This is a genomic window from Ereboglobus sp. PH5-10 (assembly GCF_029504735.1).
In the GTDB taxonomy this organism is placed as follows: Bacteria; Verrucomicrobiota; Verrucomicrobiia; order Opitutales; family Opitutaceae; genus Ereboglobus.
The window spans coordinates 123,281-147,769 of record NZ_JAQFIP010000002.1 but is presented as its reverse complement, the minus strand read 5'-3'; the positions used below and the strand labels follow the sequence as shown (position 1 = coordinate 147,769).

Below are 24,489 nucleotides of genomic sequence, written 5' to 3'. Positions count from 1 at the left end.
ACTACACGCGCCGACGCGCCAACCGCACTCCGATTCGCGTCAGCAACGCGTCAAGCAGCGCCAGCGCGATAAACATCGCGATCACCCAACCGCGCACGCTGCGCACCGTCGCGGGCCTTGGCGCGTCCCAAACGCTTGCAAGGTCCAGCCGCTCTACGCCGCCGCTGCGCACGGACAACTGCCGCAATTCCCGCGCGCGCGCGCGGTCGAAATTCCACTCGAGCGACCCGCTCACCGATGCCGGGCCGAACACCAGCGTCGCGCTGCGCCCGCCTCGCTCGCTCCCGCCCACGCGCACCACGCCGCGCGCCAGGCGCCCCGGCGTCAGCTCCGTCGTCGCCCGAAAATGCCCCGGCTCGATTTTTTCCCACACAAGCGCGCGCACATTCTCGCTTCCAAGCCCCGCGCCGCTTTCGGCCAGCATAGCCACCGGCCCCGAGCGCGCGATCCGCGACGCCCACGACTCGTCGTAAAACAAATCCACCGCAAGCCGTCCGCCGCTCGTCTCCGTGCGCAAACCCAACCCCTGCGGCACATCCTCTCCCGCCAGCCAGCGGCACAACGTCTGCTCAAAGTCCCCCAGCCCGCTCCACGCGCGCGCCGCCCCGGAATAGTTTCCTCCGAGCGCAAACGAGATCGCACCCACGCGTCCCGCGCCCCGCGACCACGCCGCGACAAGCGGCGCCTGATACTCGTCCGTCGTCACAAACGACGCCGTCGCGCCCTCGCGCAAATAACTCAAATTATAGCCGTCCACCGCCGGCGGCCACTCCGGGGTCTTCGCCGCGATCTCGCCCCACCCCGCCGTGCCCGCCGCGTCGGTTCGCTCCTTCACAAACGCCGAGCGCGCGACCGACACCGTTTCCTGCGCAAAAATAGCGGGCAGCTCCGCCGCCGTCTCGCCGAAGAAACACCGTCCGCCGCCCAGCGCCGCGATTTCCTCCAGCAGCGCCGCGTCGCTGTCCGCGCGCGTTCCCATGCCGATCACGCTCACCGTCGCGCCCTCCGCGCGCATCGCCGCCAGCGTCTCCTTGTAATCATCCGGCTGCTCCGCGTCCGCGGCGTCGGCAAACAAAATCAAGTGCCGCTGCCCCGTCTGCGCCTTCTGCAGCTCCGCCCAGCCCGCGCGCAACCCCTCGCCCACAAAAATCCCCCCGCCTTCGCTCGCCACCCGCCGCACCGCGCTGACCAGTTTGTCCCGGTTCGCCCCCACCTGCATCAACGGCACGACCTCGTGCGCCGTCGAATCCACCGCGTGCACCGACACCGCGTCATGGTCGCCCAAAAGCTCGATCGCGCGCGCCGCGCCCGTGTTCGCCAGGTCCATCTTCGTCTGTCCGCCGCCCGCGCTCGCGGCCATGCTCCCCGAGCGGTCCATCACAATCGCCATCGCCGTCGCGAGCCGCCGCTGCTCCTTGCGCAACTCCATCGACACCGGCAGCAGCGCGTCCACGGGCGACGCAAAATAGCCGCCCGCGCCGAAACTGTTTTCACCGCCCGCCATCAACAATCCGCCGCCCTGCTCCCTCACAAAAAAGTCCAGTCCACGCAAAAAACGCGCGCCAACCCTGTGCGCGGGCACGTTGTTGAGCACCACAAGCCGCGCCCCCGCGAACGCCGTCTCCGTGAGCGCCGCCGGATCACCCGCGTGCTCCACCTCGAACCCCATCGCCGCCAGCAAATCCGCCAGCGGGTCGTCCGGATAATTCGAAACGAGCAGCGCCCGCGGCCCGCCCGTGACCTCCACCCACGCCTCGCCCGAATTGTTCTCGGGATGCGCATCCTCCGACGGACGAATCCGCACCTCGTAGTGCCCCGCCCCCCCTGCCGCGAGCCGGTCGCTCAACTGCACATGCGCCGCGCCGTTGCGCAACACCGCCTCGCCGCTCGCCGCCACGCGGCCGCCCCGCAAAACCTCCCAAGGCACGCGCGCCGCGCCATCCGCGCCCGCCCCCGAGCCGACAACAAAAAACTCCACCAAAAACGCCTCGCCCGGAAGCACCCGGTTCGGAACCGCCACGCGCTCCACGCGGAAATCCCGCTCCATTCCCGCGCCAGTTAACCGGTAATCAAGAGGCACGCCGCTGCGCAACACACGCTCTGCCGCGTCGCCAAGAGGCTCGGTCGAAAACCCGTCGCCCAGAAGCAGCAGCCTCGACGCGCGGCGTTGCCCCGCCGTCTCGATTTGCGCCAGGGCAAAATCCAGCGCCGCGCCCGTGCGCGTCAAATGCGTGCCCCCGCGAAACACCGGGTCGCCTTGGTCGCGCCTCACCGCATCGACGGCGTAATCCACAAAAAACACCCGGTCGGCGGCGCGCTTTGATCTCCTCAAAATTGACTCCACCTCCGGCGCATGCGCCGCCGTCACCGCCGCCGATGAGTCCGACCTGTCCGCCAGCACCCACAAATCCAGCCCGCTATCGCTCATGCGCGCCTGCGGATTTGCCAGTGCCAGCACGCACGCCAGCAACGCCGCCGCCCTCGCCGGCTCAAACAGTCGCAACGCGCGAAACCGCCAGCCGATCACAATCAGCGGCGGCACTAGAAAAAACCACTCCGGCGCGGCGAAACTCATGCGACCCGCCCTCCATTGACGCGTGTTTCGCGAAGCGCGCCCGCGCGCGGCCACCAGCTCCACATCAGCAGTGCGCCCATGAGCAGCAGCCACGCGTTCGCCAGCGGATCGCCGCGCGAATTGAGCATCCACACCTCGCGCTCCGCCCTCGCATCGGGCGCGCCCGACACAAAACTTTCGCACTCGCGAAAATCCCCCTGGCGCGCGTCGGCAAACTGCGACGCGCCGCGCACCAGAATTTTGTCGCCGCGCTTGATCGTGAAAAATCCCGGTTCCTCCGGCGCGCGTAACACGCCCGCCTCGGCCATCGTCAGCTCGCGCGCGCCCTTGCGCGTCTCCAGTATCAGCGCGCCATCGAGGCCTCCGCCGGCGCGGATTCGCGCGCCCGAGTCAAAGTTCGCCGTGTATCCAACATCTTGATACGCCTGCGTCTCCCCGATGAAACGCCGCGCGAGCAGCACCATCGACGGCAGACGCGACGCGTTGCTTGTTTCCCAGTCGAAATTCAAAAACAACTGCCTGTCCGCCACCCATGCCAGCGCCTCGCCGCCCTGCCACAATAGCACCTCCGCGCCCTCCGCGCGCCGCAATCCCGCCGCGCCCGTTCCCACCAGGCCCTGCCAGTTCAGCCCCGCAGTCAGCGCGTGGCGCTCCGCCACCGCGGGCGCGGTTTGCACCGCGCGCCGCGCGTCAGCGCCCGTCGGCGCGCGCGCCACAAAAATCGCCGCGCCCTTCGGCGGCACGCTCCCGTCCTGCAAATCCGCCAGTCTCAGCGCGCCCGAGTCGCGCGGCACGAACTCCACACCCTCCACGCTCTCCGCAAGCTTTCGGAAAAATACGCGCGCGCCTTCGCCGTTCATTTCCATGCTTGCCGAAAGCCGTTTCGGAACGGGCCGAACCATGGGCAACCGGTCGTCCAGGGTGAACTCGTCGCCCGCCAGCACGAGTTCGCACGATTCCGCGCCTTCGGGAAACTTTGCCGACAACTCGACCAATCCACCGGGCTCAATATCGATTCGCCGAGGCGCGCTTTTTTGCCCGCCGCTCTCAAGCCACCATTCTCGGCTCAACGGCTCGCTTGAATAATTCCGCACCAGCGCGCGCCATTCGTCTCGTCCGACACGCGCCCCCGCAAATCCCGCGTTGTTTATCCGCCGCCCCGCGCCCGCCGTCGGCTGGTCCGCCGGGGCGCGCCCGCGCCTGTCCGTGAAAAACCATGTCGCGCCCGAGGCGCCCGCCAGCGCGCGACCAAGCCGCAGCGCGCTTTCCGCCTCGTGCGTCCCGCTCGACGGAGTCCATTCCGACACCGCGGCCAGCGCCGCGCGCTTGTCCGTCCCTCGATAGAGCGCCGGCTGCCGGGGATTGCTCGTCATCACGACCCACTCGGTGTGCGCCGCGCGCCCCTCGTTTTGCGAAAACGCCTTCTCGACGGCGCGCGCCGTCCCGTCGCGAAACACGCGCATCGACACCGAATCGTCGAGCACGGCCACGACTACTTGCGCCGACTCGTTGCGCGTCCATCGCGGCTGCGCGAGCACCCACGTCGCGAGCATCACCGCAGCGATTTGCAGCCAAAACGCCCGTGAGAAACGCAACCGCTCCCACTGCCGGCCCTCGCGGCTTTCGGGAGCGAGCGCCTCCATCAAAAACAGCGTGCTGGTGCGAACCGTGCGCGAGCGCTGTTGCAAAAAATGAATCGCCACCACCACCGGAATTCCCAGCAGCGCCCAAAGTCCGGCAAGGTTGGAAAGGGTCGGAATCATGGGGTCGCCTCCGGCTCCAAATTCCAATATCCAATATCCAAATTCCAAAACAAGCATTCGCCACGCGGAGGCACCTTAAAATTTTGTGATGCGCGAAGGGACGCGTGCGCAAGGAGCGGCGCGCGTCCCGCCGCCGGACGCGAGCAATGCGAGCGCCCTTTGCGTATTTGTTTTTTGAATACAAAACGGGAGGCGAATCGGCAAGCGGGCGAGGCTTTCGCCTCGTCCGGCAGCGGGGCGCAGCCGCTCCTTGTCGCACGCGTATTTCGGCCAAAACTTTGAAATATCCCCCCCGCCCCCCTTTGGAATTTGGGATTTTGAAATTTGGAATTTTTCATCTTGTCACCTCCACCGCGCCCCGGTCGAGCGCCTCGCCGCCAAGCACATTCACGAGCGCGTCCTCGCAAGGCACGCGCACGAGCGTCGCGCCGCAACGCCGCGCCGACTCGTCCCACAATTCAAAATGCCGCTCATAGGCCGCGCCATAACGCGCCGCCAGATCGTCGTCGATGCGCTGGTGGCGCTTTTCCCCGCTCTCGCAATCGACCAGCTCCACATTGCCGCGCAGCGGCGGCTCCGCCTCCGTCGCGAGCGCCGGCGCAAACACAACCGCCGAACCGCCGCCCGCCGACATCGCGGACAACAACAGCGACGGATCTCCCGGAAAAAGCAAGTCGCACACCAGCACCTTCAGCGCGCCCGCGCGCCAAGGCAAATGCGACGGCGCAGAAGGCAGGGCCCGCCCGCCGAGCGCGAGTCGCCCGCGCCAGTCGCCCGCGCGCGCGCTTTCCACGGGCACGGGGCGTGTTTCGCGTCCGCGCGCGGCAAACACGCGCACCGGCGCGCCCGCCGCGTCGGCGCTCGCCACCGCAAACGCCACCAGCGCCTCCGTGCGCGCCGCCTTCGCCGCGTCAAACGTCATCGACTCCGACACATCCACGACGACATCCACCATCGGCGACACCTCCGCGCGATAAAGTTTCATCGTCAACTGCCCCGTGCGCGCATACGCCGCCCAGTGGATGTAGCGCGGATCGTCGCCCGGCGCATACGCGCGATGATCCTGAAAATCAATCGAGCTTCCCGTGCCCGCGCCCTGCCACGCGCCCTGGTAACCGCGCCAGCTTTGCCGCCCGAACGGCAACCGGTAGCGCCGCGCCGCCTCGATCCCCTCGCGATGCGGCGAGGAGGTCGTTTGCGCAATCGGGTTGGCTGCGGGCGCGTTGCTCATTTGTCATCGTCCTTTTCGGGTTCCGGCTTGATGCTTTGCACGCCCGATTTCAGCGCCTGGAAAAACGGCCTGCTGCACCACCACGCAAAACATGCCGCCGCCACAAAAACGAGAAACTGCAGTCCCGTGACCATCGTGCTCCAGTCGCCATGGCGTCGCGTCATGTAGCCGAGCTCGAACCAAAAACCGGTCACCGGCATCACGCGAAACAGGTTGTCAATCGTGCGGCTTATGTTTCCCGACGCCTGTGTCTCGTGAATGACGAACGCGGCGAAAATGCACAGAAGCCCGATTCCGCTTTGGATCAGCCCGTAGATGATCAGCGGAAAAATTCTCACGCGGCGCAGGAATAGCGAGAGCAGCGCCGCGGGGGTCACCACCGCCACCCACACAAGCGCGAGCACGCGCAAAAACCGCGCCTGTCGAAACTCGTCGGGAAACGCGCTTGCGAGCACCAGCGCGCCAAACAGGCACAATCCGGCAAACGTGAATTGCGCCGCGCTCGACCAGCCCGGCAGGAATATCCTGGCGAGGAACCGGCGCACCGCACCGCCCTTGCCGTAAAGTTGCCTCACCTGGACGGCCATCGGCAGCTCCATCGATGCCAGTTCCAGCACGCACACCAGCATGAACACAACCAGCGCCAGCACCGACTGCATCTCCATCGCGTCGCGCACGCCGCGGCTCGCATGGCGCATGAGCATGAGCAGCGGCAGCGGCAAAAGCGGCGCCAGCGAAATCAGGCGCGTGGCCATCGAGTGGTTTTCCGAGGGCGGCGCGATTCGCCGCACCGCCTGCACGAGGCAAAACACGAGAAATATCGCCATGTCGAAAAGCAGGCACAACTGGATGGCAACGGGACCCGCGTGGAGCCCCGAAAACATACCCCTGCTGCCGCCAAAGCCGTAGCGCAACATTCCGAAAAACGACGATCCGAGCATGCCGTTGAAAATTATCAGCACGACCACGACCAACAGCACCCGAAGAAATCGATGCAGCCCCGACACCCACAGCAACAGCGCCGTCGCCATGCTGCTGAAGGCGAACAGCCACGCAAACGTGACCATGTCCTGGATCAAGTCCACGCTCCCGAAAAAGTAGCGAATCACGCCATAGGGCAGCAGCGTGACCAGCAGCAGCGCGGTCTGCGTGACAAGCGATGTCCATTTTCCGAACACGATGCGCCACGAGGTCAGCTGCGTGAGCATGAGCAGGTCGATGTTGCGCGCGTCGATTTCCGAGCGCAGTCCGCCAAGCGCGCGCAGCGGCATCACAAACACGAGTATCACAAACGTCAGCATCCAGAAAAAGTTGTTTGCCATGTTCAGCCCCGCGCTCCTGTCGAATATCTGCATGACAAGCGCCCATCCGAAGGCGAGCACCAGCGCCGTGTGCAGCCCGATCAGGCTGAGCACGAAGGCGCGCGTGCGCAGCCCCTGGCGAAGCTCCTTCACGAGCATCGGCGGCAGCCATGTCGGGAAGTCGAATTTCGGTTTTGTTTCAGCCGTCTGTCCGGCCTGGTTTGCGGTCCCGCTCATTGCGCATCACCTCCGTTTCCCGCAAAGGGCAGCGGCGGCGGGGCTCCGTTTCCGGCTCGCAACATTTCCACGAACGCCTCCTCGAGCCTGCGCTCCTGCCTCCTAAATTCCACGATCTGCAAATCCGCCGACATCCGGCGCAACTCCGCCGCGACGGCGCCGGGCTCGCCGCTTGCGAACTCGGCGCGCGCGCCGTCGCGCAATTGCTCGACCACGCGCCACCCCGGGCGCACCGCGAGCCAGTCTAGCAACGCCGCCGCCGGCCCGAGTGTTTCAATCTCAAACACAATGCCCGTGCGCGCGTCGCGCCGTTGCAGGCTGTCCGTGTCGCCGTGGTGCACGAGCCGTCCCGCGTCCATGAAGATGAGCGAATCGCACATCTCGCCGAGCTCCGACAAAATGTGCGAACTGATGAGCAGCGTCTTGCCCCGTTCGCGCAGCACGCGCACGAGGTTCTTGAACTCCAGGCGCGCCTTCGGGTCGAGTCCGGCGGCGGGTTCGTCGAGGATGAGAAACTCCGGGTTGTTGAGCAGCGTGCGCGCGAGGCAGAGACGCTGCGACTGCCCTTTTGAAAGCCCCGTCGTCGGCCTGTCATTCAGCGAAACAAGGTCCGTGAAATCGCGCACCTCATCGACACGCCGCGCCAGTTCCGCGCCGGCAAAGCCGTGCGCGCGTCCGAAGAAATCGAGATAGTCGCCCACCGTCGTGTCCGAGTAGGGCGTGATGTGGTCGGGCATCCAGCCGATGTGTCGGCGCACGCGCGTCGGATAATCAACGATGTCAACACCGCCGATCGTCACCGCCCCCGAGTCAGGCATGTCGAGCGTGGCCATGATGCGCATTGCCGTCGTCTTGCCCGCGCCATTCGCGCCGATCAGCCCCACGACCTGCCCGCGCGCCAGGTCGAACGAAATGCCGTCCACGGCGCGCACCCTGCCGAACGCCCGCTCAAGCCCGCGCACTTTCACAATCGGATCACTCATTGCGAGCCCCTCCTTCCACGAAACCAATCACGGTCGTCCGGTCATCAGTCCACTTGATTGCGTCGAGTGAGGAAATCAATCCGAGCTCGCCGCCCGTCATCGTGGCATGGAAATAACCGCGCCCGTCCTTCTTCACGAACGAATGCAACACCTCGAACACGCTCGCGTTTTTATCGTGCGGCGAAAGCGCCACGCGCCGCCCCGGGGATACCTCGTCCGCCCTCCACATGCGTCCGAATTCATCCAGGTAAAGGAAGTCCCGCAACACGCCCGACATGCTCGATTGCACGATGGGCGCCACGCCCGGCTTGCCGCCGGCGACGAGCTCCACGCGCTCGCGCGTCGGCGTCACGCGCATCAACACATGGCTCTCCACCGCGCGGCTCGTGAACCAGTCTCCCGATGCGGCGCCATTGCCGCGCGCCGCGCTTTTCCCCGGAATGTCGCCGTCGGAATCAATCCCGACCTTTCCCATCACCGTGTCGTCCGCCAGCGAAAATTTCTTCCCGATCAACACGCCCGTGCGCGTCACCTGCTGTTGCGCGACCACGGCCTTGTTTTCACCGGGCATCAACACGACCAGTGAACGCCGCACGCCCTGCCCTCCGAAGCCGTCGCTAAACACAATCACCGCCATCAACAGCAGCGACGCGCCGATCGAAATCGCCGGCACCGTGAAAAACAAACGGTGCCGTTTTCCCTCGGGCGCCAGCAAAAACAAATTCACCGGGCCTATCGTCACGCCGAAAAGCAGCAAAAAGATCATTAACCACCACACGACCGAGGAAAACCGCATCAACTCAGCGTCCTCCAGATCAAGCAACTTTATGAGCGACTTCCACGGCTGCACGCGCTGCCCGCGCCAAAGGGGGCGCTGGCTGTCCTCCATAACATACATGCCCGCCGGCAACTCGGACATTGTGATGGCGCCCAGACCATGGCGGATTTTTTTCGCGGTCGAACTCCACCGCGCCGGCACGCTTCCCTGCGGTTTCAAAAACAAATGCCCGCCAAGCGAAACCCACTCGCGCAATGCCGCCTGCCTCGCCATGTCGAGCGCGGTGAACTCGTCCTCGGCCATCACCACGACCGTGAACGGCGACCACACGCGCCAGTCCGCCGGCCAATCCGACGCGCGCATCGTGGTTGTGCAGGGCGCGCTCTTGTTGGTGTTTTTTATCTCGTCGTGCTTCACGCGATAATTGCGCTCCAGTTGCGGCGAGACCGCGAAACACACGCCCTTTCCGCGCCAGCCGCTCATGATCGACGAGTTCCAGCGAAGCCCCTGAACCCCCGCCCCCTGAACCGTGAGGGAAAGCGAAACGCAAACCTCGTCCGCCGCGGCGCGGCCTCCCGGCACCCAAAGCACCGTCGAGCGCGAGGTGTGCGCCGGTGCCGTCACAGTGAATTCCGACTGAAACGAAAGCGCGCGATCCCGCCCGCGCGATAGCCCATGGGTGAACCCAAACCGCCACGTGTAGTCCGAATCCGACTTGTTCTCGGCGTGCACCATGACCGGCAAAAAGCCAAAGCCGTCCCATTCATCGACCGGAAACAAAACGCTCAACGCCGCCTTCCGCGACGGGTCAAGCGGCACCTGCTCCGTGACGGAGTCGGCGCGCAAGGCCGCCGCAAACAGCGCAACGAGGAAAAGACAGGCGAGCGCGGCCTTTCCGAGGCGGAAACTGAAATTGCGTTCGGCCCTCATTTGATCTTTGCCGCGGCGAGTGAAGTGGGAAGCGGTTTTGCCTGCGCGGGTATTTCCGCGAGCAGTTTTTCGACCACGCCCGCCGGCGTCGCGCCGTCGAGCCGCGCCGAGTGCTCCAGCAGGACGCGGTGCGCGAGCACGGGGCGCGCCACCGCCTGCACGTCCTCGAAACTCGCATGCCCCCGCCCGTGCCGCAAACCGCGCGCCTTGGCCGCCGACGCCAGGGCGAGCGCCGCGCGCGGGCTCGCGCCATAGCGCACGCCCGCCGACGCCGCCGACTCGCCCGGATGCGTGGCCGTCACCATCCGCGCGATGTAATTCGCGACTGTATCCGGCATGTGGATACGCCGCGCCATGCCGAGCAGCGCGGTGAACTCCTCGCGCGCCAGCACCGGCTCCACGCGCGGCTCCACGCCGATCTCGCGATTGAGCACGATGCGCTGCAGCACCTCGGCGGAGTTGCGCCGCACCTCGATCTTGAAAAGGAAACGGTCGAGCTGCGCCTCCGGCAGCGGGTAGGTGCCCTCGAGCTCGATCGGGTTTTGCGTTGCCAGCACGAAAAACGGATCGGGCAGCGTGTGCGTTTCGCCGCCCGCGCTCACGCGCCGCTCCTGCATCGCCTCAAGGAGCGCCGACTGCGTTTTGGGTGACGCGCGGTTGATTTCGTCGGCGAGCAGGATGTTCGCAAAGATCGGACCGCGCTGGAAAACAAACGCGCGCCTGCCGTCCACCTCCTGCAAAATCGGGTTTCCCGTGATGTCGCCCGGCAGCAAGTCGGGCGTGAATTGCACGCGGCGCGCGTCGAGGCCGAGCGTGCGCGCAAGCCCCTTGACGAGCTCCGTCTTGCCAAGGCCCGGCAGGCCCTCAAGCAGAATGTGCCCGCGCGCGAGCACGCCCGCGACAACGAGCTCGATCAGCTCGTGCTGGCCGTAAAGCACGCCGTCGAGCGCGATGACCAGGCGGTTGATCGACGCCGAGGCCGAGGCGAGCTCGGCATCGTTTGGAAGTGTGGGTGTTGAGGGTGTCATTTGTAGAATTCCTTGAGCGCCTCGCGCTCGGCGGGCGTGAGCTTGTTGACCCAAACGGCCTCGCCGCCCCGCGCCGCGCCCGCCATCGCGCCCGCGCTGACGGGGCCTTGGGCCGCGTTGGGATCGACGGTGTGCTCGCCGACTTGCACGCCGAGTTTGTCGCCAAGAGCGGCGCGCGAATAGTCGTCGTTGCGCACTGTTTGCAGATTGCCGCCGCCCGCGTCGCTTTCGCGCCGGTCAAACTCCAGCGGCGCGTCGCCGCGACCGCGTAAAACATCGCCGGTGCCGCGCATGCGCATCGGGGTGCCTCCGGCGCCGTCGAGCGCGGCGAGCAACACGGCCATGCTCTCCGAGTCCCCGTTGTTTTCGTTGCCCATGACGAGGCGGACGGCGCGCCCGGCCTCGCCCAGTTGTTGCGCGAGCCTGGCGGCCTCCTCCGCGGTGAGTTCGCGCAATGCCGACGCGTCGAGTTTTTGCAGCGCCTCGCGCAATTCCTGGCTCGCGGTGAGATTGCCCTCGCTCAAACCGTGCAACGCTTTGTCGAGCTGCCCGGCGGCATGTTTCAGTTGTTCCCCGGAGAGCGACTCATTGGTTTCGGAAAGTGAATTCCGGGCGGATGCCAGCGATGAAAGTGTCGATTCCGCGGATTCGAATTCGCGCGAAAGCGATTGCATGGCCTGCGCCGCCTGCTCGCGCAGCGCGTCCGCCGCCTCAAGTGACGAGTGCGAATACTGCGTCTCCGCCGGTTTCGAGGCGAGTTCGCGCGCCCGTGACTCCAGGTTTTCAATCGATTGAGGATCGACGGCGTTGACCTGCGCGAGGTCCTTCAGCCATTCCTCGGTTTGCGCGAGCGCGGGCGGTTTTTCCACGGGAACCACGCGCATATTTTGAGCGGGCACCGGCAGCCAAAAACCCGCGGCAAACATCACCACCGCGGCGACGAGCCAGCCCAGGACAACCTGCGGCTTCCAGCGCAAAACCCGCGAGGAAAACACGGACGTCCGCGGCCACTTTGCCATTCCCGCCTCCGCCGCGCTGAGACCCGAGTTGATGCGCAACTGGTATTCCAGAAACGCGCGCGCGTCGTCACGGGAGAAAAAAGCTCCGCGCGCAATGCGCCACGCCATGACCGCGGCAATCGCAAACGCAAACGCCAGCGCAAGCCATATCCAGCCGGTCGCGTCCACTCGCACCCGGCGCATGGCGTAAAACAAAAGCCCCGCCAGTGTTCCGCATGCGAACACGCCCGGCGCAAACCATTCCATCCACGCAACGGCATTTACGCGGCGTCTCACTCCCGAGATCGCCCGCAGCCAGTAAGCCCGGGATGTTTGCGCATCAGTCATAAAATTGCAGTATTACGATACACTGGCTGTTTTCTAGAATACCCTGCAAGCCCGCCCTCGGAGAAAATGCAGATTATTTTCGATCCAGGCGCGGCAATCGGCGGCATGGAGATCGCCGCTCCAATACGCGCGTTGCCGCCTCACTTCATTTTCACGGCTCGTCCTTCTCCTCGCTCCCGCTCGTGCCGTCGTTGATCGATGGCACAAGGGTGTGCGTGAAGGTTTGCAGGATTTCCAGTTTGCCGAGTTCGGCTACCGACGCGCGCGGGCCAAAGCGCGGGAACGCGCTGTTCGGGAGCAGTATCGGCGCGTCTTTGCGCAGCGGTAATATCTCCAGGGTGAGTTGCGCGCCGGTGTCGAGTTTTCCGGCGAGGCGCGCGAGCGGCAGGTCGAGCGGGTGGCCGTTGTAGAAATCGTCAAGGATTGGGTTTCCGTCAAGCAACACGCGGGCGATGTCGCCGGTGTAGTGAATGCGCAGGATTGGCTCGGTCGGATTGTTCCAGACTCCGGAGGGAAGTGTGATTTTCCATGCGGCCGCGGCGGCGAAATCCGCGGCCGCGGGCGCGGCGGGGACGGGTCGGGGCGATTTGCCGAGAGGGATTTCGCGAGGCGGGCCGGCGTCGCGTATTTTCCCGGCACGGGGCGCGGCGACTTTTGCGAGCGCGGGGTTTGCGGCGCCGGGCACGGTGATTTTTGCGAACACGCCCTCGCCGGCCTGAATGCCGGTCAGGAATGTGAGCAGCCATCGCGCGAACTTTGTCCCATTTTTCGCGCCGGGCGCGTTGGGGTCGGGGCGCGGATACACGAGCACGTCCACCGAATCGGGCGAGGGCGTGTGCACGCGGAGCGTTTCGTCGGTGTCTATTGTGACGGGATGTTTTGAGAGGAAAACGCGGTCCTCGTCGCCCCAGGTGAGTTTGTAGAGGTTGAGCGAATCGGCATAGGAAAGAATCACGATGCTGATCGCCCTGCCGTCGTAAGAGCGCAGCGTGATCGCGGGCGAGTGGCCGCTTTTCGGGCTGGTGATGCGCACGAGGCCGTCGCCTTTTCGCTGGCGCCCGGAGGCGTTGCTAACGTCGCGCACGGTGAGGTCGTTGAACGCAAGCTCGGGCGGAATGCCGGGGATTTCCGAGAAGAAATAGACGCGCTCTTTTTCGTCGGGTGTGTCGGCAAAGCAGAGTGGCTGCGCGGTCGCGTAGGCGAGGATGGCGCCGTTGCCGAGGTCGAAGTTGAAGGGCCAGAAAAACGATATGTCCGCGGGAATGTCCACCGGCGCGACCGGCACCATGCGCTTGCTCACGGCTTGCGCGACGGCGGCGCGGCGCGCGGCGTCGGGCGTGGTGCCGGACAGTCCCGCGGCGCGCGTGGCGTCCGCGCTGCCCGGGAGCGGCGAGACGGATTCGAGCGGGGGCAGGTTGAGCGCGAATTGCACGCCGCGATGGATCGGCATGGATTGTTGGCGCTGGTAGTTGTTGACGAAGATGAAACCGGAGCGGCCATTCGAGCGCATCGCCCAGCGAAGCGTGCGTTTGTCGTCCTTGCCGACGGGGCGGTTGGCGGGCAGCACGGTGGGCATCCCCGAAAGCAGATAGCCAAAATCGTGCATGAACAAATGCTGGCGGCGCAGCAGGTGGTAGTGCGGGCGCACCTGGCCGCCGAGCCCGAGGGGGGCTTGGAAATCGTAGTTTTTTTCAGGAAGGTCGTTCCAGTTTGTGAAGCGAGTGGATTGGTTTTCCTGAAGCGTGACGCCGGTCGCGCTCTCGGGATTCACACCGCCGTGATACATGTAGTAGCCGGGTTGCACGCTGCCGGAGCCGAGCTTGACGAGCGTGGTCGATTCAATGTCGCGCGGGTCTATAAGAATGCGCCGATGATACGAGCTCATCATGCCGCCGCCTATCTCGCAAGTCATGTAGGGATACGACGCGACATCGGGATCGTCGGCGACGTTGTCGCGCCCGAGCGCCTCGTTCGCGATGTTGCTGTCAACGCGCAGCGTCGTGAAACGGAACCCCGTCCAGTAGTTGCCCGGCATCGGCGTGATTTCACGATCCCAAAATCCCTCCGCGTAAACACCGTGGAGCGGCACGATTTCGCCCGGCGGCATCGGCGTCGTTAGCGCGGGCCAGCCGGTGCGCGTGTAGAGCGGCACGACCATGCCCGCGTCGATTGCCATTTTCTTGAGCGCGAGCAGGTGCTCGGCGGGGCCGCGGTATTCGTTCTCAAGCTGCACGCCGATCACCGGCCCGCCGTCTTTCCAAAGCAGGCCGTCGATTTGCGCGGCGATTTCGCTGTAGAGAATGCGAGCCTTGTCCATGTAGCGCGGGTCGTCGGAACGAAGCCGGCAACCGCTCGCCACGAGCCAGTCGGGCAGCCCGCCGTGGCGCACCTCGCCGTGGCACCACGGGCCGAGCCGCACCATCACGCGCATGCCCAGCTCGCCGCATGTTTGCACGAAGCGCCGCAAGTCGCGATCTCCACTCCAATCGAAGCGCCCTTCTATTTCCTCGTGGTGTATCCAGAAAACATACGTCGCCACGATGTCGATGCCGCCCGATTTCATCTTGAGGATTTCGTCGCGCCATTCCGCCGCCGGATAACGCGAATAATGAAACTCGCCCATGACCGGCGTCCATGGATTGGCGTTCATGGTAAGGCTGGAGCGCGTGGCGGAAATGACCTCGCCGGCGGGATTGGTGTCCGCGCCCGGACTGGCAACTACGACGGCGGATTGTTGCGCGAGCTGCGTCATCGCCCCGGTGGTGAGCGGAATCGTAACCGCATACGCGCCGTCACCCGCCGCGCCGCTGTTGGAAAGCGAGTCCCCATAGGCGAGATTCGAAAAATCGCGCGGCGCTCCCGACGGGGTTGTTGTCGAGGCCCTCGGCGGCGGGGACTTGTCGGACGAGCGAAATGTCTGCGCGGTGCCGGAAACGCACACGCCGCACAATAAAACCAGCGTTAAAAAAACACCTTCCGGAAAATTATAAAAAATGCGCGGTTTCATCATGGGCAGTAACAGTATGAAAACAAAAGCGACGGGATGTTGCAAATTATGCCGAATGATTCCAACGCAACGCCGCGGTGCATATTGCACCGGCCAATGACCTTCCGGGTCGCGCAAGCCAAGCTCGCCCGCCACGCCATGTTTCAAGTCCCGTCGGCCGCGCCGCTCAGGGCTCAAAAATCGTCCCGCGTTTGAACCGCCACCAGGCCACGCTCATCGCGGCGAGTGTGATGCCGCACAGCACGCCGACTGTCGGCGCGAGTCGCGCGAGCGAACCGCCCTCCCAGAATACTTGCATGAATCCCTCGATGACCCAGTAAGGAATCGTGAACACGCTGATTTTTTGGACGACTTCCGGCATGAACGAAACCGGCACCCATGCGCCGCCGAGGCAGCTCATCAGCATCACCAAAAGTGTTGTCAGGAACCCCGCAGCGGCGGAGGTGCGGGCGATTGACGCAATCAACATTCCGAAGCCCGCGCATGCCCCCGCGGCAGCCGCGCTCATCAGCAGGAGCTGACCAAAGTGCGAGACGATATCCAGCCCGTATAGCAAGCGGCCCGCGCAGAAAAGCGCCATCAATTGCACAAGTCCGAGAAGCACACCGAACAAAAATTTGCTCCACAGCACATGCGAGGGCCGCACCGAGGAGGACATCAACCGTTGAAGCAAACCGGCGCGTTTCTCCTCAAAAAGCGTGATCGCCAGATGGGAGACCGAAAACAGGAGAAACATGACCGCCCACGCGCCCACATTGCGCGCCGCCGCGGGACTTTTCACATCCTTGCCGACCACCTGCTCGTTTTCGATTTTTATTAGTTCGCCGAGCGGATTGCCTTTCTTTGTTTTTCCGCCATCGGCGGCGTCCCCGTCGCGGGAGGTCATCCGGTCGAATCCGAAGTTGCCCGCCTCAAGCTCCCTGAGCACCTCGGATTCATTGACGCCAAACGATTCTGAAATGGCGCCCGCGATGTTGCGGTTGAACTTGTCCTTCCCCGCGCCGCCGAGCATCGATTTCATGCTGGCTTGCATCGACTGGCCGAGCAGTTGGGGGACGTTTGAAAAAATACATTTTTGCAGCAGGCCATTGACTGTTTGTGTTTCGATCTCGTTGCGCGGGTTGGAAAGCAGTTTCAGGTTCACGCCGGGCGAGCTGGTTTCAATCAGGTTTGAGGGAATCACGATTGCAAAACGAAACACATTGTCGCGCATGAGCGGTTTCAAGTCGCCCGCCTCAAGCTCGCGCTCCGCGCCGCCGTCCGGCGTTGTCGTGGTGATTATCCTGAAACCCTTTTCGGCGCGCAGCACATCGACCAGGTGCCGCGCGGCCGGATTGTCGCACTCGTTGACGACAGCCAGGGGAATTCCCCTCGGGCCGGTGTCGGCTCGATTAATGCCAAAGACCATGCCGAATATATAAATCATCAGCGCCGGAACGAGAAAAGTGAGCGCGAACGCGGCGCGATCGCACTTGAAAATCAGATATTCCTTGCGGAGCAAAGTGAGGATGATGGACATGCTTCAAAAAATCAGGGGTGAGTGGTTCGCGCCGGTTTATTTCGTGTCGCGCAAGGTGCGCCCGGTCAGGTGCAAGAACACCGCCTCGAGCGTGGGACGTTGCTGCGCGAAAAGTCGCGCGGGCAGGTTGAGTTCCTCCGCGCGCCGGTAAAACTCCGAGAGTTTAAGCTGCGGAAAGAATCGATATTGCGCGCCATTTTCCGAAACAAGTTTTCCATGCGGCGCCATGCGCTCTGCGAAAAGTTTCGTTTCGGATGTGTTTGGAAAAATGATCTCGTCCTCGAACGGCAGCAGCGCAAGCAGCTCGTCGAGCGTGCCGAGCGCGAGGATTTTCCCGTGGTCAATGATGCCGATGCGCGAGCAGAGGCGCGCCGCCTCCTCCATGTAATGCGTGGAATAAATGATCGTGAGCCCGTCGCGATTGAGTTGCCCGAGGTAGTCGAAGATGGCGTTGCGCGACTGGGGATCGACGCCGACGGTCGGCTCGTCGCAAAGCAGCAACCCCGGTCGGTGCAGGAGCGCCGCGGCAAGATTAAGGCGGCGCTGCATGCCGCCCGAAAATGTTTTCACGACATCCTTGCGGCGTTCCGAAAGCTGCACGGCCTCAAGCGCCTCCCCCACCCGCTCGCGCAATGTCGCGCCGCGCAATCCCTGCAGCTTGCCAAAGATTTCCAAGTTCTGCCCGGCGGTCAGGTCGGTGTAGAGCGCGACGTTTTGCGGCACCAAGCCAAGCGAGGCGCGCGCGCCGGATTTGCCGGGCGAAATCATGCCGCCGTCCGGTTTGCGAAGCCCGGCGATGAGCGACATGAGCGTCGTCTTGCCGGCGCCGTTTGGCCCGAGCAGGCCGAAACATTCGCCCGGGGATATTTCGAGGGAAACCTCGTCCAGCGCGGTGAACCCGCCGAAGCGTTTGGTGATGGATCGTATGGAAAGCATTAATGCGGGACTATTTGTTGTCCCCTATAAACCGCGCCTGCCGGACAAGGTAACAGCTTTTTTTTATTTTTTTCGCGCTTCGCGCGTTTGGCATCCACGCGAATCACTCGGGAAAACTGCGCGGCTGTTGGTGGCGATCACGCTTTCAAGCGCACTGCCAGAGTTTTGGCAAAATACGTCAGAATCATGTCCGCGCCGGCGCGCTTGATTGCGAGCACCGACTCCATGCTCGTGCGCTCAAGATCGAGCCAGCCGAGTTTCGCGGCGGCATGCAGCTGAGCGTATTCACCCGAAACCTGATACGCGGCGAGCGGCTTGCGAGTGACCTCGCGCACGTCGCGGATGATGTCCAGATAAGGGCCGGCGGGTTTCACCATCAGGATGTCCGCGCCCTCGCCCTCGTCGATGATCGCCTCGGCAATCGCCTCGCGGCGGTTGGCGGGATTGAGCTGATAGGTGCGCTTGTCGAGCAAGCTCGTGCCCGCGGCCTTGGCGCTGCCGACCGCGTCGCGAAACGGTCCGTAATATGCCGACGCGAATTTCGACGAATACGCCATGATCGCGGTCTGATCAAATCCCTCCGCGTCGAGCGCCTTGCGAATCGCCGCGATGCGCCCGTCCATCATGTCGGACGGCGCGACAAAATCCACGCCCGCGCGCGCATGCAGCACGGCCATTTTTGCGAGCACCTCCACGGTGGCGTCGTTCAGAACCTCGCGTCCATCGTCAGAAAGCAAACCGTCGTGCCCGTGACTCGTGTAAGGATCGAGCGCTATGTCCGTCATCACGACCAGCCCGGGCAGCGCTTTTTTCACGGCGCGCACGGCGCGCAAAACCAAGGCGTCCTCATCAAGCGCAATCGAGCCCGAGGGATCCTTGAGCCTGGCGTCGATTTTGGGAAACAACGCGACCGCCGGCACGCCGAGTTTCCAAAGCGCGCGGCACTCCCGCACCAAATCCGCGACGTTAAAACGCGCCACGCCCGGCATCGAGGCGATTGGCTCCGGCGCGCCCTTCCCGTCGATCACAAACAGCGGCGCGATAAAATCCGCCGGACGCAGCACGGTCTCCTCCACAAGCGCGCGCACACTCGCGTTGCGGCGCAGCCGGCGCGGACGCGCAGGCAAATCAAGTTTGAAACCGGAGGAAGGCTGGGAAGGCATGTTTTGCATAAAACCGCCGGAACACGGTTTCGCCAATTCGATTTTTCGTGCGCGAACACAAACGCGCGCACCAGATAAAAATCCCTCGCCCCGCGCCAAAAAGCACTCAATCTGACAACACACAATGAGCTTCGAAAAACTCAGCCTCGTCTATTTCAGTCCCACCGGCACCACGCGGCGCACAGTCCAAAACATCGCGGCGGGCATCGCCCTGCCCCTTCAGGAAATCGACCGCACCGCGGTTTCCAGCCGCAAGCAGCCGCACCACTTCTCCAGCAAAGACCTCGTTGTCATCGCGCTTCCGGTCTACGGCGGACGGCTGCCCGGCATCTCAAATGAGTTTTTCGCCGGCATCACCGCGGACAAAACCCCCGCGGCCATCGTGGCCGTGTATGGCAATCGCCACTACGACGACGCGCTCATCGAATTGAAAAACTGTGCGATCGCCGCCGGCTTCATGCCCATCGCCGCGGGCGCGTTTCTCGGCGAGCATTCCTACACAGGCAAGGTCGCCGCCAACCGTCCCGACGCTGACGATGCCACCGCCGGAAACAGCTTCGGCGCCCGCTTCCTGCAAAAGGCGCAAGCCCACGCATCCGCAACGATGGACGCGAGCGGCCTAGTCGACGTGCCCGGACATTTTCCCTACGAAAAACCCGTTGTTAATTCCGGGATCACCCCCGTCGCAAACGACAACTGCATTGATTGCCACACGTGCGTCGAAGGATGCCCGACGGAGGCGATTGACCGCCAGAATCCGCGCCTGACCGACAAGGATAAATGCATCAGTTGCTGCTACTGCGTAAAAGTCTGCCCCAACGACGCGCGCCACATGGAAGACCCGCGAATTCTTGCAACGGTCAACCGGCTCGAAACACTTTTTATGACTCGTCGCGAACCCGAAATTTTTATCTAAAAAAACCAATGGACAAAAACATTCTCCGACAGGCTCTCCTCGAAAAACTGCAAGCCGACCTCGACATGCTTTCACGCGCCGCCCTCATGGCGCGCGAAGAAGCCACCCACGAGGAAAGCAAGGCCACCACAAAATACGAAACACACGGCCAGGAAGCCGCCTATCTCGCCGAAAGCCAGGCCAACCTCGCCGGCGAAATACGCGACAACATCGAGTTCTACAAAACCCTGGACCTCCCCGCATTTGAAATCGGCCAGCCCGTGGCCGTCGGCGCGGTGATCACGCTCGAGCTTCGCGGCAAGCCCTCGAAATATTTTCTCGGCCCCCGCAACGGCGGTGTGGAGTTCGCCTTCCAGGGGGAAACCATCATGATCGTCACCCCCCAGTCCCCGCTCGGCAGCGAACTGCTCGGCAAATATATCGACGACGTCATCCACCTCCCCGGCCGCTCGTTCCGCGTGATTGAAATCGTGTGAGGGCCGCCGGAAAACTCCGCGACAACCCACAAAAAAACATGCCCCGCTCTCATATCAATGCGCTCGCGCTCGCGTTCCTCGCGTTCGCATTGCCCGGTGTCCGTGCGACGGACGCCGCTCCCGCTGAAAAAACGCCTGACGCGCAAACCGACACTGCGAACCGCGCCACGTTTGTTTACGATTCCAAGAAAAAAACCTCGCCCGCGATTCCCGCGGGAACCATCCGCAAATCCATAAGGGCCGACGGTTATCGCGGCATCTGGTTCACGCTCGGATTCAAGTTTGAATACGGTGACAAGTATTCCGGCGGCCTCGGCACCTACACCGCCAATCACCAGCCCCTGGCCGTTTACGCGCCGGCGGTGGACAAGACATTTTTCACCTGGGGCGCCACGACCGCGCGCGACCAGCGCAACCTCGTCATCATGGTTTCCTACTACGACCACCAAAGGAAAACTGTTCCGCGCCCCGTCGCGCTTTACGCCGACCCGTCCGTCAAGGATCCGCACGACAACGCCTCCATCCAGATCGATTCCGACGGACACATATGGGTATTCAAAAGCGGACGCGGACGACGACGCCCAGGCATCGTTTTCCGAAGCACGCGCCCCTACGACATCGGCGAGTTTGAATGCGTGGAGCGGCAGAGTTTCACTTATCCGCAAGTCTGGCACGGCCCGGATGAAGGCCGCGGTTTCTTCCTCCTGTTCTCAAAATATTTTCGCGCCACCAAAAACGGCCCCGCACGAAACCTCTTCTGGAAAACAAGCCCCGACGGACGCACCTGGAGCGAGGATCAACCGCTCGCGGCCTTTGGCGGACACTATCAAACCAGCGGACGATGGACGGGCGTCGACGCCGACGGAAAACGCGTCACAAAATACGCGACATTTTTCAACTACCACCCCGAAAGCCATGTGGATCGCCGCACCAACATCTATTACGCGCAGACCACCGACGCCGGAAAAACATGGACAACCGCAAGCGGCCAGCCCCTCGAACTTCCACTGACCGATCCCGCCAACCCCGCGCTGCTCGCCGACCTGAAATCGCAGGGAAAATTCATGTATACCTGCGACCTCAATTTCGACGCGTCGGGAAACCCCATCCTGCTCTGCATCGTCAGCCGCGCCGGCGAACCCGGCCCGAGGGGCGACCCGCGCGAATGGTTTCTGATGCACTGGACAAACGGCAAATGGGAAACCCGCATCGTCACCACCTCCGGCCACAACTACGACATGGGCAGCGTCTACGTGGATGGCAACACATGGAAAATCATCGCCCCCACGGAACCCGGCCCGCAGCGCCACGGCACCGGCGGCGAGGTCGCCGTATGGACAAGCAATGACAGCGGAGCCTCGTGGAAACGCGAGCGCAAGGTCACCAACTCCAGCGAGTTCAACCACAGCTATGTCCGCCGCCCCGAGCTTGCCGCCGATCCATTTTACGCATTCTGGGCCGACGGGGATCCCTCGCGCCTCAGCGAGTCCCGCCTGTATTTCACCAATTCCGACGGCACAAAAACCTGGCGACTCCCCTACAAAATGTCCGGCGACGAGGCGCGTCCCGAATTATTGCCCGCCGCCTCTCAAGCCCCCCGGTAAGTTTTCAGCCCGGATTCCGGCAAGGCCGCCTGGTATTCAAAAACCAAATACGCAAGAGGCGCGGGCATCATTGCGACACCCGCGCCTTTGTTCCGTCCCCTTTGTCTCACTCCATCACGGAACCAAAACCGTGCTTGCTCAAACGTCGTTAAGGTTGAATGCGATCGGCACGCTCATGCGGAACTTGACGCGCTTGCCATTTTTGCGGCCCGGCTCGAAACGCCACTTGCTGACCGCGCGCACCGTCGGCGCGTCAAAGTCCGGATGCGAAGATTTCACAACCAGCACATCCTGCACATGACCGCGCTCATCTACGGTGAAGTTCACGATCACCTCGCCCGGATTGCCCGTGTTCTTTTGCGTGTAGGGATACTCCGGCGAGGCTTGGAATAGTGTCTGCGGCCTGTTGTCGAGATCCACCAGCCGGAATGTGTCGGCCAGTTTCCGTCCGGCATTTGCGGCATCTTCGTAATTGCCAGTCGGCGGCGTCATGGTGATGCCGCCCGTGAAGTCCGGAGTGGGAATGATCGGGTTGAACGGCGTGACAAAAGCGGGGTCGATATTCGTGGAAATCACGGGCGAGAGCATCGGCGTCGGTTTGATATCCCTGACGTCGATTGTTGGTTTTGCATCGTCCTCCTGGGTCTTGGGGGGAGGCACTGGCGGCAGCGGGGGAAAGGTGATAAGAATGGGTTCGGCTTTCTTCTTGGGCGGCTGCTGCTGCTCGGCGGGATTTACGAAGAACAAGGCCGCGCATGCGGTTCCGGTGATTGTGGCCGGTATGATGAATCGGGTGATCATGATGTTATGCCTTTCGTTCCTGGAGTGGTTGTTGGTTGGTCTCTGCGTTCACCATGACAACGCGCCAGCCGGCGTTTTATTAAAATTTTATTTCATTTTTTGTTTCGCCCCCGGATGAGGCTCCACACCCATCCATGTGTGCGCTAAATCACCGGCATTAAACAAATGATTGACTGATTTAAACAATCGTTTAAATCCATTCGGCCATGACCCGGACATCCTCCGCAAAACCGGCTCCGTCGGCCGCCCCAGAGACCGCGCGCGAAAAACTTCTCGCCTCGGCGCTCCGGATATTCGGCGAATGCGGCTACGACGGCGCCTCCATCCGCGACATCGCCCGCGACGCAAACACCAATGTCGCCCTTGTCTCCTATCATTTCGGCGGCAAGGAGCGGCTCTACAAGGAGCTCCTTCGCTCCATCGTGGTGAACCGCGTGCAGGCCGCCCTGGACAGGTTCACCGCCGCATACGGGGACGAGCGCATCCAGAATCCGTCGCGCGCGGACGCCCGCGACATGCTCAAGACGCTGCTGGGCGGCTTTGCAAACAACGCATTGAGTTCGGGTGAAATACTGCTGGCCGCCAGGTTGATTGTCCGGGAGCAAACGCAACCCACCGCCGGTTTCGACATCGTGTTTGGCAGCGGCATGGAGACATTGCACAAAACGGTCACCCGGCTTTTTGGCATCGCAACGGGACGAAACCCCGAAACGCAGGAGTGCATTATCCGCGCGCACATGCTTTTCGGGCAAATCCTCTCATTCGTGTTCGCCAACGCCGCGATCTGCCGCCGGCTCGGAAAGAACACGCTGGACCGACAAACCCGCGCTACGATCTCCGCCATTTTAAGCGAAAACATCGACAAACTCGCCAAACCCGCACGCACATGAAACGCAAAATCCCCCTCATTCTTTTTCTCGCCGCCGCCGCCGGCTTGGGCGCGTGGTTCTGGCACTCGTCCCTCGAAAAACAGGACGCCACGCACCTCACGCTCCACGGCAATGTCGATATCCGCGAAGTGAATCTCGGCTTTCGCGTTTCCGGCCGCGTCACCGAAATCCTCAAGGACGAGGGCGACCCCGTCGCGCCCGGCGAGACAATTGCCCGCATTGACGCCGCGCCCTACGAGCAGGAAGTCGCGCAAGCCGGTGCCGCGCTCGCCGCCGCCGAGGCCGAGCTCGCGCGCCTCACCGCGGGCTACCGCGTCGAGGAAATCGCGCAGGCCCGGGCCACCGTCAACGAACTCGAAGCCACGCTCGCAAACAATCAGGTCAACGCAAAGCGCATCGCCGAGCTTCTCAGGCAAAACGCCGCCACCCAGCAAGACCACGACAATGCGGCCACCGCCGTCCTCACCGCCGAAAAGCGACTCCAGTCCGCCAGGGCCGCCCTCGACCTGATGCTCGCCGGGTATCGCGCCGAGGACATCGAAAAAGCCCGCGCCCAAGTCGCGCAAAACCGCGCCGCGCTCGAAACCGCGCGTATCCGATTGTCGGATACAACACTCGCCGCCCCCTCCGCCGGCACCGTTTCCACGCGCGCGCTCGAACCCGGCGCCATCGCGCAGGCGGGGGCAACCGTCTTCACGCTTTCGCTCGACAACCCCGTCTGGCTGCGCGCCTACATCAACGAACCCGACCTCGGCAAAATCGCGCCCGGCATGACCGTGGATGTTTTCACCGACTCGCGTCCCGGAAAACCCTACGAGGGCAAAATCGGCCACATCTCGCCGCGCGCCGAGTTCACGCCCAAAACCGTCCAGACCGAAAGCCTGCGCACCACGCTCGTCTATCGCCTCCGCATCACCGTCACAAACCCCGACAACATGCTCCGGCAAGGAATGCCCGTCAGCGTGCGCGTTGCGCCCGCTGGAAATGAGAAATTAGAAAGGTGAA

18 protein-coding genes are annotated in these 24,489 nt (G+C 63.3%); 5 read left to right on the top strand and 13 right to left on the bottom strand.

Annotated features, from left to right (window positions below; genetic code table 11):
- Nucleotide 1: 1 nt before the first annotated feature.
- The 12 genes from M2447_RS02625 to hemB all read right to left on the bottom strand — a co-directional run bounded on the left by M2447_RS02625 (nt 2) and on the right by hemB (nt 18,797).
- Nucleotides 2-2,575, bottom strand: a complete 2,574-nt coding sequence (locus M2447_RS02625) for a VWA domain-containing protein (RefSeq protein ID WP_277557285.1) — start codon at nt 2,573-2,575, stop codon at nt 2-4.
- A complete protein-coding gene (locus tag M2447_RS02620) occupies nt 2,572-4,338 on the bottom strand; it encodes a BatA domain-containing protein (protein WP_277557284.1) in 1,767 nt (588 codons plus the stop codon). The genes M2447_RS02625 and M2447_RS02620 overlap by 4 nt, the downstream gene beginning before the upstream one ends.
- A gap of 334 nt (nt 4,339-4,672) precedes the next feature.
- Nucleotides 4,673-5,569 carry a DUF58 domain-containing protein gene (locus tag M2447_RS02615; protein ID WP_277557283.1) on the bottom strand — a complete coding sequence of 299 codons (897 nt, stop codon included), beginning with the start codon at nt 5,567-5,569 and terminating at the stop codon, nt 4,673-4,675.
- On the bottom strand, nt 5,566-7,107 hold the full coding sequence (locus M2447_RS02610) for a hypothetical protein (protein ID WP_277557282.1): 1,542 nt from the start codon (nt 7,105-7,107) through the stop codon (nt 5,566-5,568). Before M2447_RS02610 ends, M2447_RS02615 begins: the two co-directional genes overlap by 4 nt.
- Complete coding sequence (locus M2447_RS02605) at nt 7,104-8,090, bottom strand: ABC transporter ATP-binding protein (RefSeq protein WP_277557281.1); 987 nt, start codon at nt 8,088-8,090, stop codon at nt 7,104-7,106. Before M2447_RS02605 ends, M2447_RS02610 begins: the two co-directional genes overlap by 4 nt.
- Nucleotides 8,083-9,798: a hypothetical protein gene (locus M2447_RS02600; protein WP_277557280.1), complete on the bottom strand. Its 1,716-nt coding sequence runs from the start codon at nt 9,796-9,798 to the stop codon at nt 8,083-8,085. The genes M2447_RS02605 and M2447_RS02600 overlap by 8 nt, the downstream gene beginning before the upstream one ends.
- Complete coding sequence (locus M2447_RS02595; protein WP_277557279.1) at nt 9,795-10,826, bottom strand: AAA family ATPase; 1,032 nt, start codon at nt 10,824-10,826, stop codon at nt 9,795-9,797. Before M2447_RS02595 ends, M2447_RS02600 begins: the two co-directional genes overlap by 4 nt.
- Complete coding sequence (locus tag M2447_RS02590) at nt 10,823-12,172, bottom strand: hypothetical protein (RefSeq protein ID WP_277557278.1); 1,350 nt, start codon at nt 12,170-12,172, stop codon at nt 10,823-10,825. The genes M2447_RS02595 and M2447_RS02590 overlap by 4 nt, the downstream gene beginning before the upstream one ends.
- 151 nt (nt 12,173-12,323) lie before the next feature.
- Nucleotides 12,324-15,113 carry a beta-galactosidase gene (locus M2447_RS02585; RefSeq protein ID WP_277557277.1) on the bottom strand — a complete coding sequence of 930 codons (2,790 nt, stop codon included), beginning with the start codon at nt 15,111-15,113 and terminating at the stop codon, nt 12,324-12,326.
- A gap of 232 nt (nt 15,114-15,345) precedes the next feature.
- The gene (locus M2447_RS02580; protein ID WP_277557276.1) at nt 15,346-16,698 is read right to left on the bottom strand and encodes an ABC transporter permease; all 1,353 of its coding nucleotides are present in this window, start codon (nt 16,696-16,698) and stop codon (nt 15,346-15,348) included.
- 36 nt (nt 16,699-16,734) lie between these two features.
- Nucleotides 16,735-17,634 (bottom strand): ABC transporter ATP-binding protein, encoded by a 900-nt coding sequence (locus M2447_RS02575; RefSeq protein ID WP_277557275.1) that lies wholly within the window; start codon nt 17,632-17,634, stop codon nt 16,735-16,737.
- A gap of 137 nt (nt 17,635-17,771) precedes the next feature.
- A complete protein-coding gene (hemB, locus tag M2447_RS02570) occupies nt 17,772-18,797 on the bottom strand; it encodes a porphobilinogen synthase (RefSeq protein WP_277557274.1) in 1,026 nt (341 codons plus the stop codon).
- 124 nt (nt 18,798-18,921) lie between these two features.
- On the opposite strand from hemB, the gene M2447_RS02565 reads away from it, so the two are divergent.
- Genes M2447_RS02565 through M2447_RS02555 form a run of 3 tightly spaced genes read left to right on the top strand, consistent with a single transcriptional unit; the run spans nt 18,922 to nt 21,793 of the window.
- Complete coding sequence (locus tag M2447_RS02565) at nt 18,922-19,713, top strand: 4Fe-4S binding protein (protein ID WP_277557273.1); 792 nt, start codon at nt 18,922-18,924, stop codon at nt 19,711-19,713.
- An 8-nt stretch (nt 19,714-19,721) separates the two neighbouring features.
- Entirely contained in the window at nt 19,722-20,189 is a 468-nt protein-coding gene (locus M2447_RS02560) for a transcription elongation factor (RefSeq protein WP_277557272.1), read from the top strand.
- Between the two features lie 38 nt (nt 20,190-20,227).
- Entirely contained in the window at nt 20,228-21,793 is a 1,566-nt protein-coding gene (locus tag M2447_RS02555) for a BNR-4 repeat-containing protein (protein ID WP_277557271.1), read from the top strand.
- A gap of 138 nt (nt 21,794-21,931) precedes the next feature.
- Here M2447_RS02555 and M2447_RS02550 read toward each other — a convergent pair whose 3' ends face one another.
- Entirely contained in the window at nt 21,932-22,594 is a 663-nt protein-coding gene (locus M2447_RS02550; protein ID WP_277557270.1) for an energy transducer TonB, read from the bottom strand.
- A gap of 206 nt (nt 22,595-22,800) precedes the next feature.
- Between M2447_RS02550 and M2447_RS02545 the strand changes: the two genes are divergently transcribed.
- Both M2447_RS02545 and hlyD read left to right on the top strand, forming a co-directional pair.
- A complete protein-coding gene (locus M2447_RS02545; protein ID WP_277557269.1) occupies nt 22,801-23,484 on the top strand; it encodes a CerR family C-terminal domain-containing protein in 684 nt (227 codons plus the stop codon).
- A complete protein-coding gene (gene hlyD, locus M2447_RS02540) occupies nt 23,481-24,488 on the top strand; it encodes a secretion protein HlyD (protein WP_277557268.1) in 1,008 nt (335 codons plus the stop codon). The genes M2447_RS02545 and hlyD overlap by 4 nt, the downstream gene beginning before the upstream one ends.
- Nucleotide 24,489: the final 1 nt, after the last annotated feature.

Coding starts and splice junctions, on each gene's coding strand:
- M2447_RS02625 (WP_277557285.1), bottom strand. CDS start 2,575: ATGAGTTTCGCCGCGCCGGAGTGGTTTTTTCTAGTGCCGCCGCTGATT.
- M2447_RS02620 (WP_277557284.1), bottom strand. CDS start 4,338: ATGATTCCGACCCTTTCCAACCTTGCCGGACTTTGGGCGCTGCTGGGA.
- M2447_RS02615 (WP_277557283.1), bottom strand. CDS start 5,569: ATGAGCAACGCGCCCGCAGCCAACCCGATTGCGCAAACGACCTCCTCG.
- M2447_RS02610 (WP_277557282.1), bottom strand. CDS start 7,107: ATGAGCGGGACCGCAAACCAGGCCGGACAGACGGCTGAAACAAAACCG.
- M2447_RS02605 (WP_277557281.1), bottom strand. CDS start 8,090: ATGAGTGATCCGATTGTGAAAGTGCGCGGGCTTGAGCGGGCGTTCGGC.
- M2447_RS02600 (WP_277557280.1), bottom strand. CDS start 9,798: ATGAGGGCCGAACGCAATTTCAGTTTCCGCCTCGGAAAGGCCGCGCTC.
- M2447_RS02595 (WP_277557279.1), bottom strand. CDS start 10,826: ATGACACCCTCAACACCCACACTTCCAAACGATGCCGAGCTCGCCTCG.
- M2447_RS02590 (WP_277557278.1), bottom strand. CDS start 12,172: ATGACTGATGCGCAAACATCCCGGGCTTACTGGCTGCGGGCGATCTCG.
- M2447_RS02580 (WP_277557276.1), bottom strand. CDS start 16,698: ATGTCCATCATCCTCACTTTGCTCCGCAAGGAATATCTGATTTTCAAG.
- M2447_RS02575 (WP_277557275.1), bottom strand. CDS start 17,634: ATGCTTTCCATACGATCCATCACCAAACGCTTCGGCGGGTTCACCGCG.
- hemB (WP_277557274.1), bottom strand. CDS start 18,797: ATGCCTTCCCAGCCTTCCTCCGGTTTCAAACTTGATTTGCCTGCGCGT.
- M2447_RS02565 (WP_277557273.1), top strand. CDS start 18,922: ATGAGCTTCGAAAAACTCAGCCTCGTCTATTTCAGTCCCACCGGCACC.
- M2447_RS02560 (WP_277557272.1), top strand. CDS start 19,722: ATGGACAAAAACATTCTCCGACAGGCTCTCCTCGAAAAACTGCAAGCC.
- M2447_RS02555 (WP_277557271.1), top strand. CDS start 20,228: ATGCCCCGCTCTCATATCAATGCGCTCGCGCTCGCGTTCCTCGCGTTC.
- M2447_RS02550 (WP_277557270.1), bottom strand. CDS start 22,594: ATGATCACCCGATTCATCATACCGGCCACAATCACCGGAACCGCATGC.
- M2447_RS02545 (WP_277557269.1), top strand. CDS start 22,801: ATGACCCGGACATCCTCCGCAAAACCGGCTCCGTCGGCCGCCCCAGAG.
- hlyD (WP_277557268.1), top strand. CDS start 23,481: ATGAAACGCAAAATCCCCCTCATTCTTTTTCTCGCCGCCGCCGCCGGC.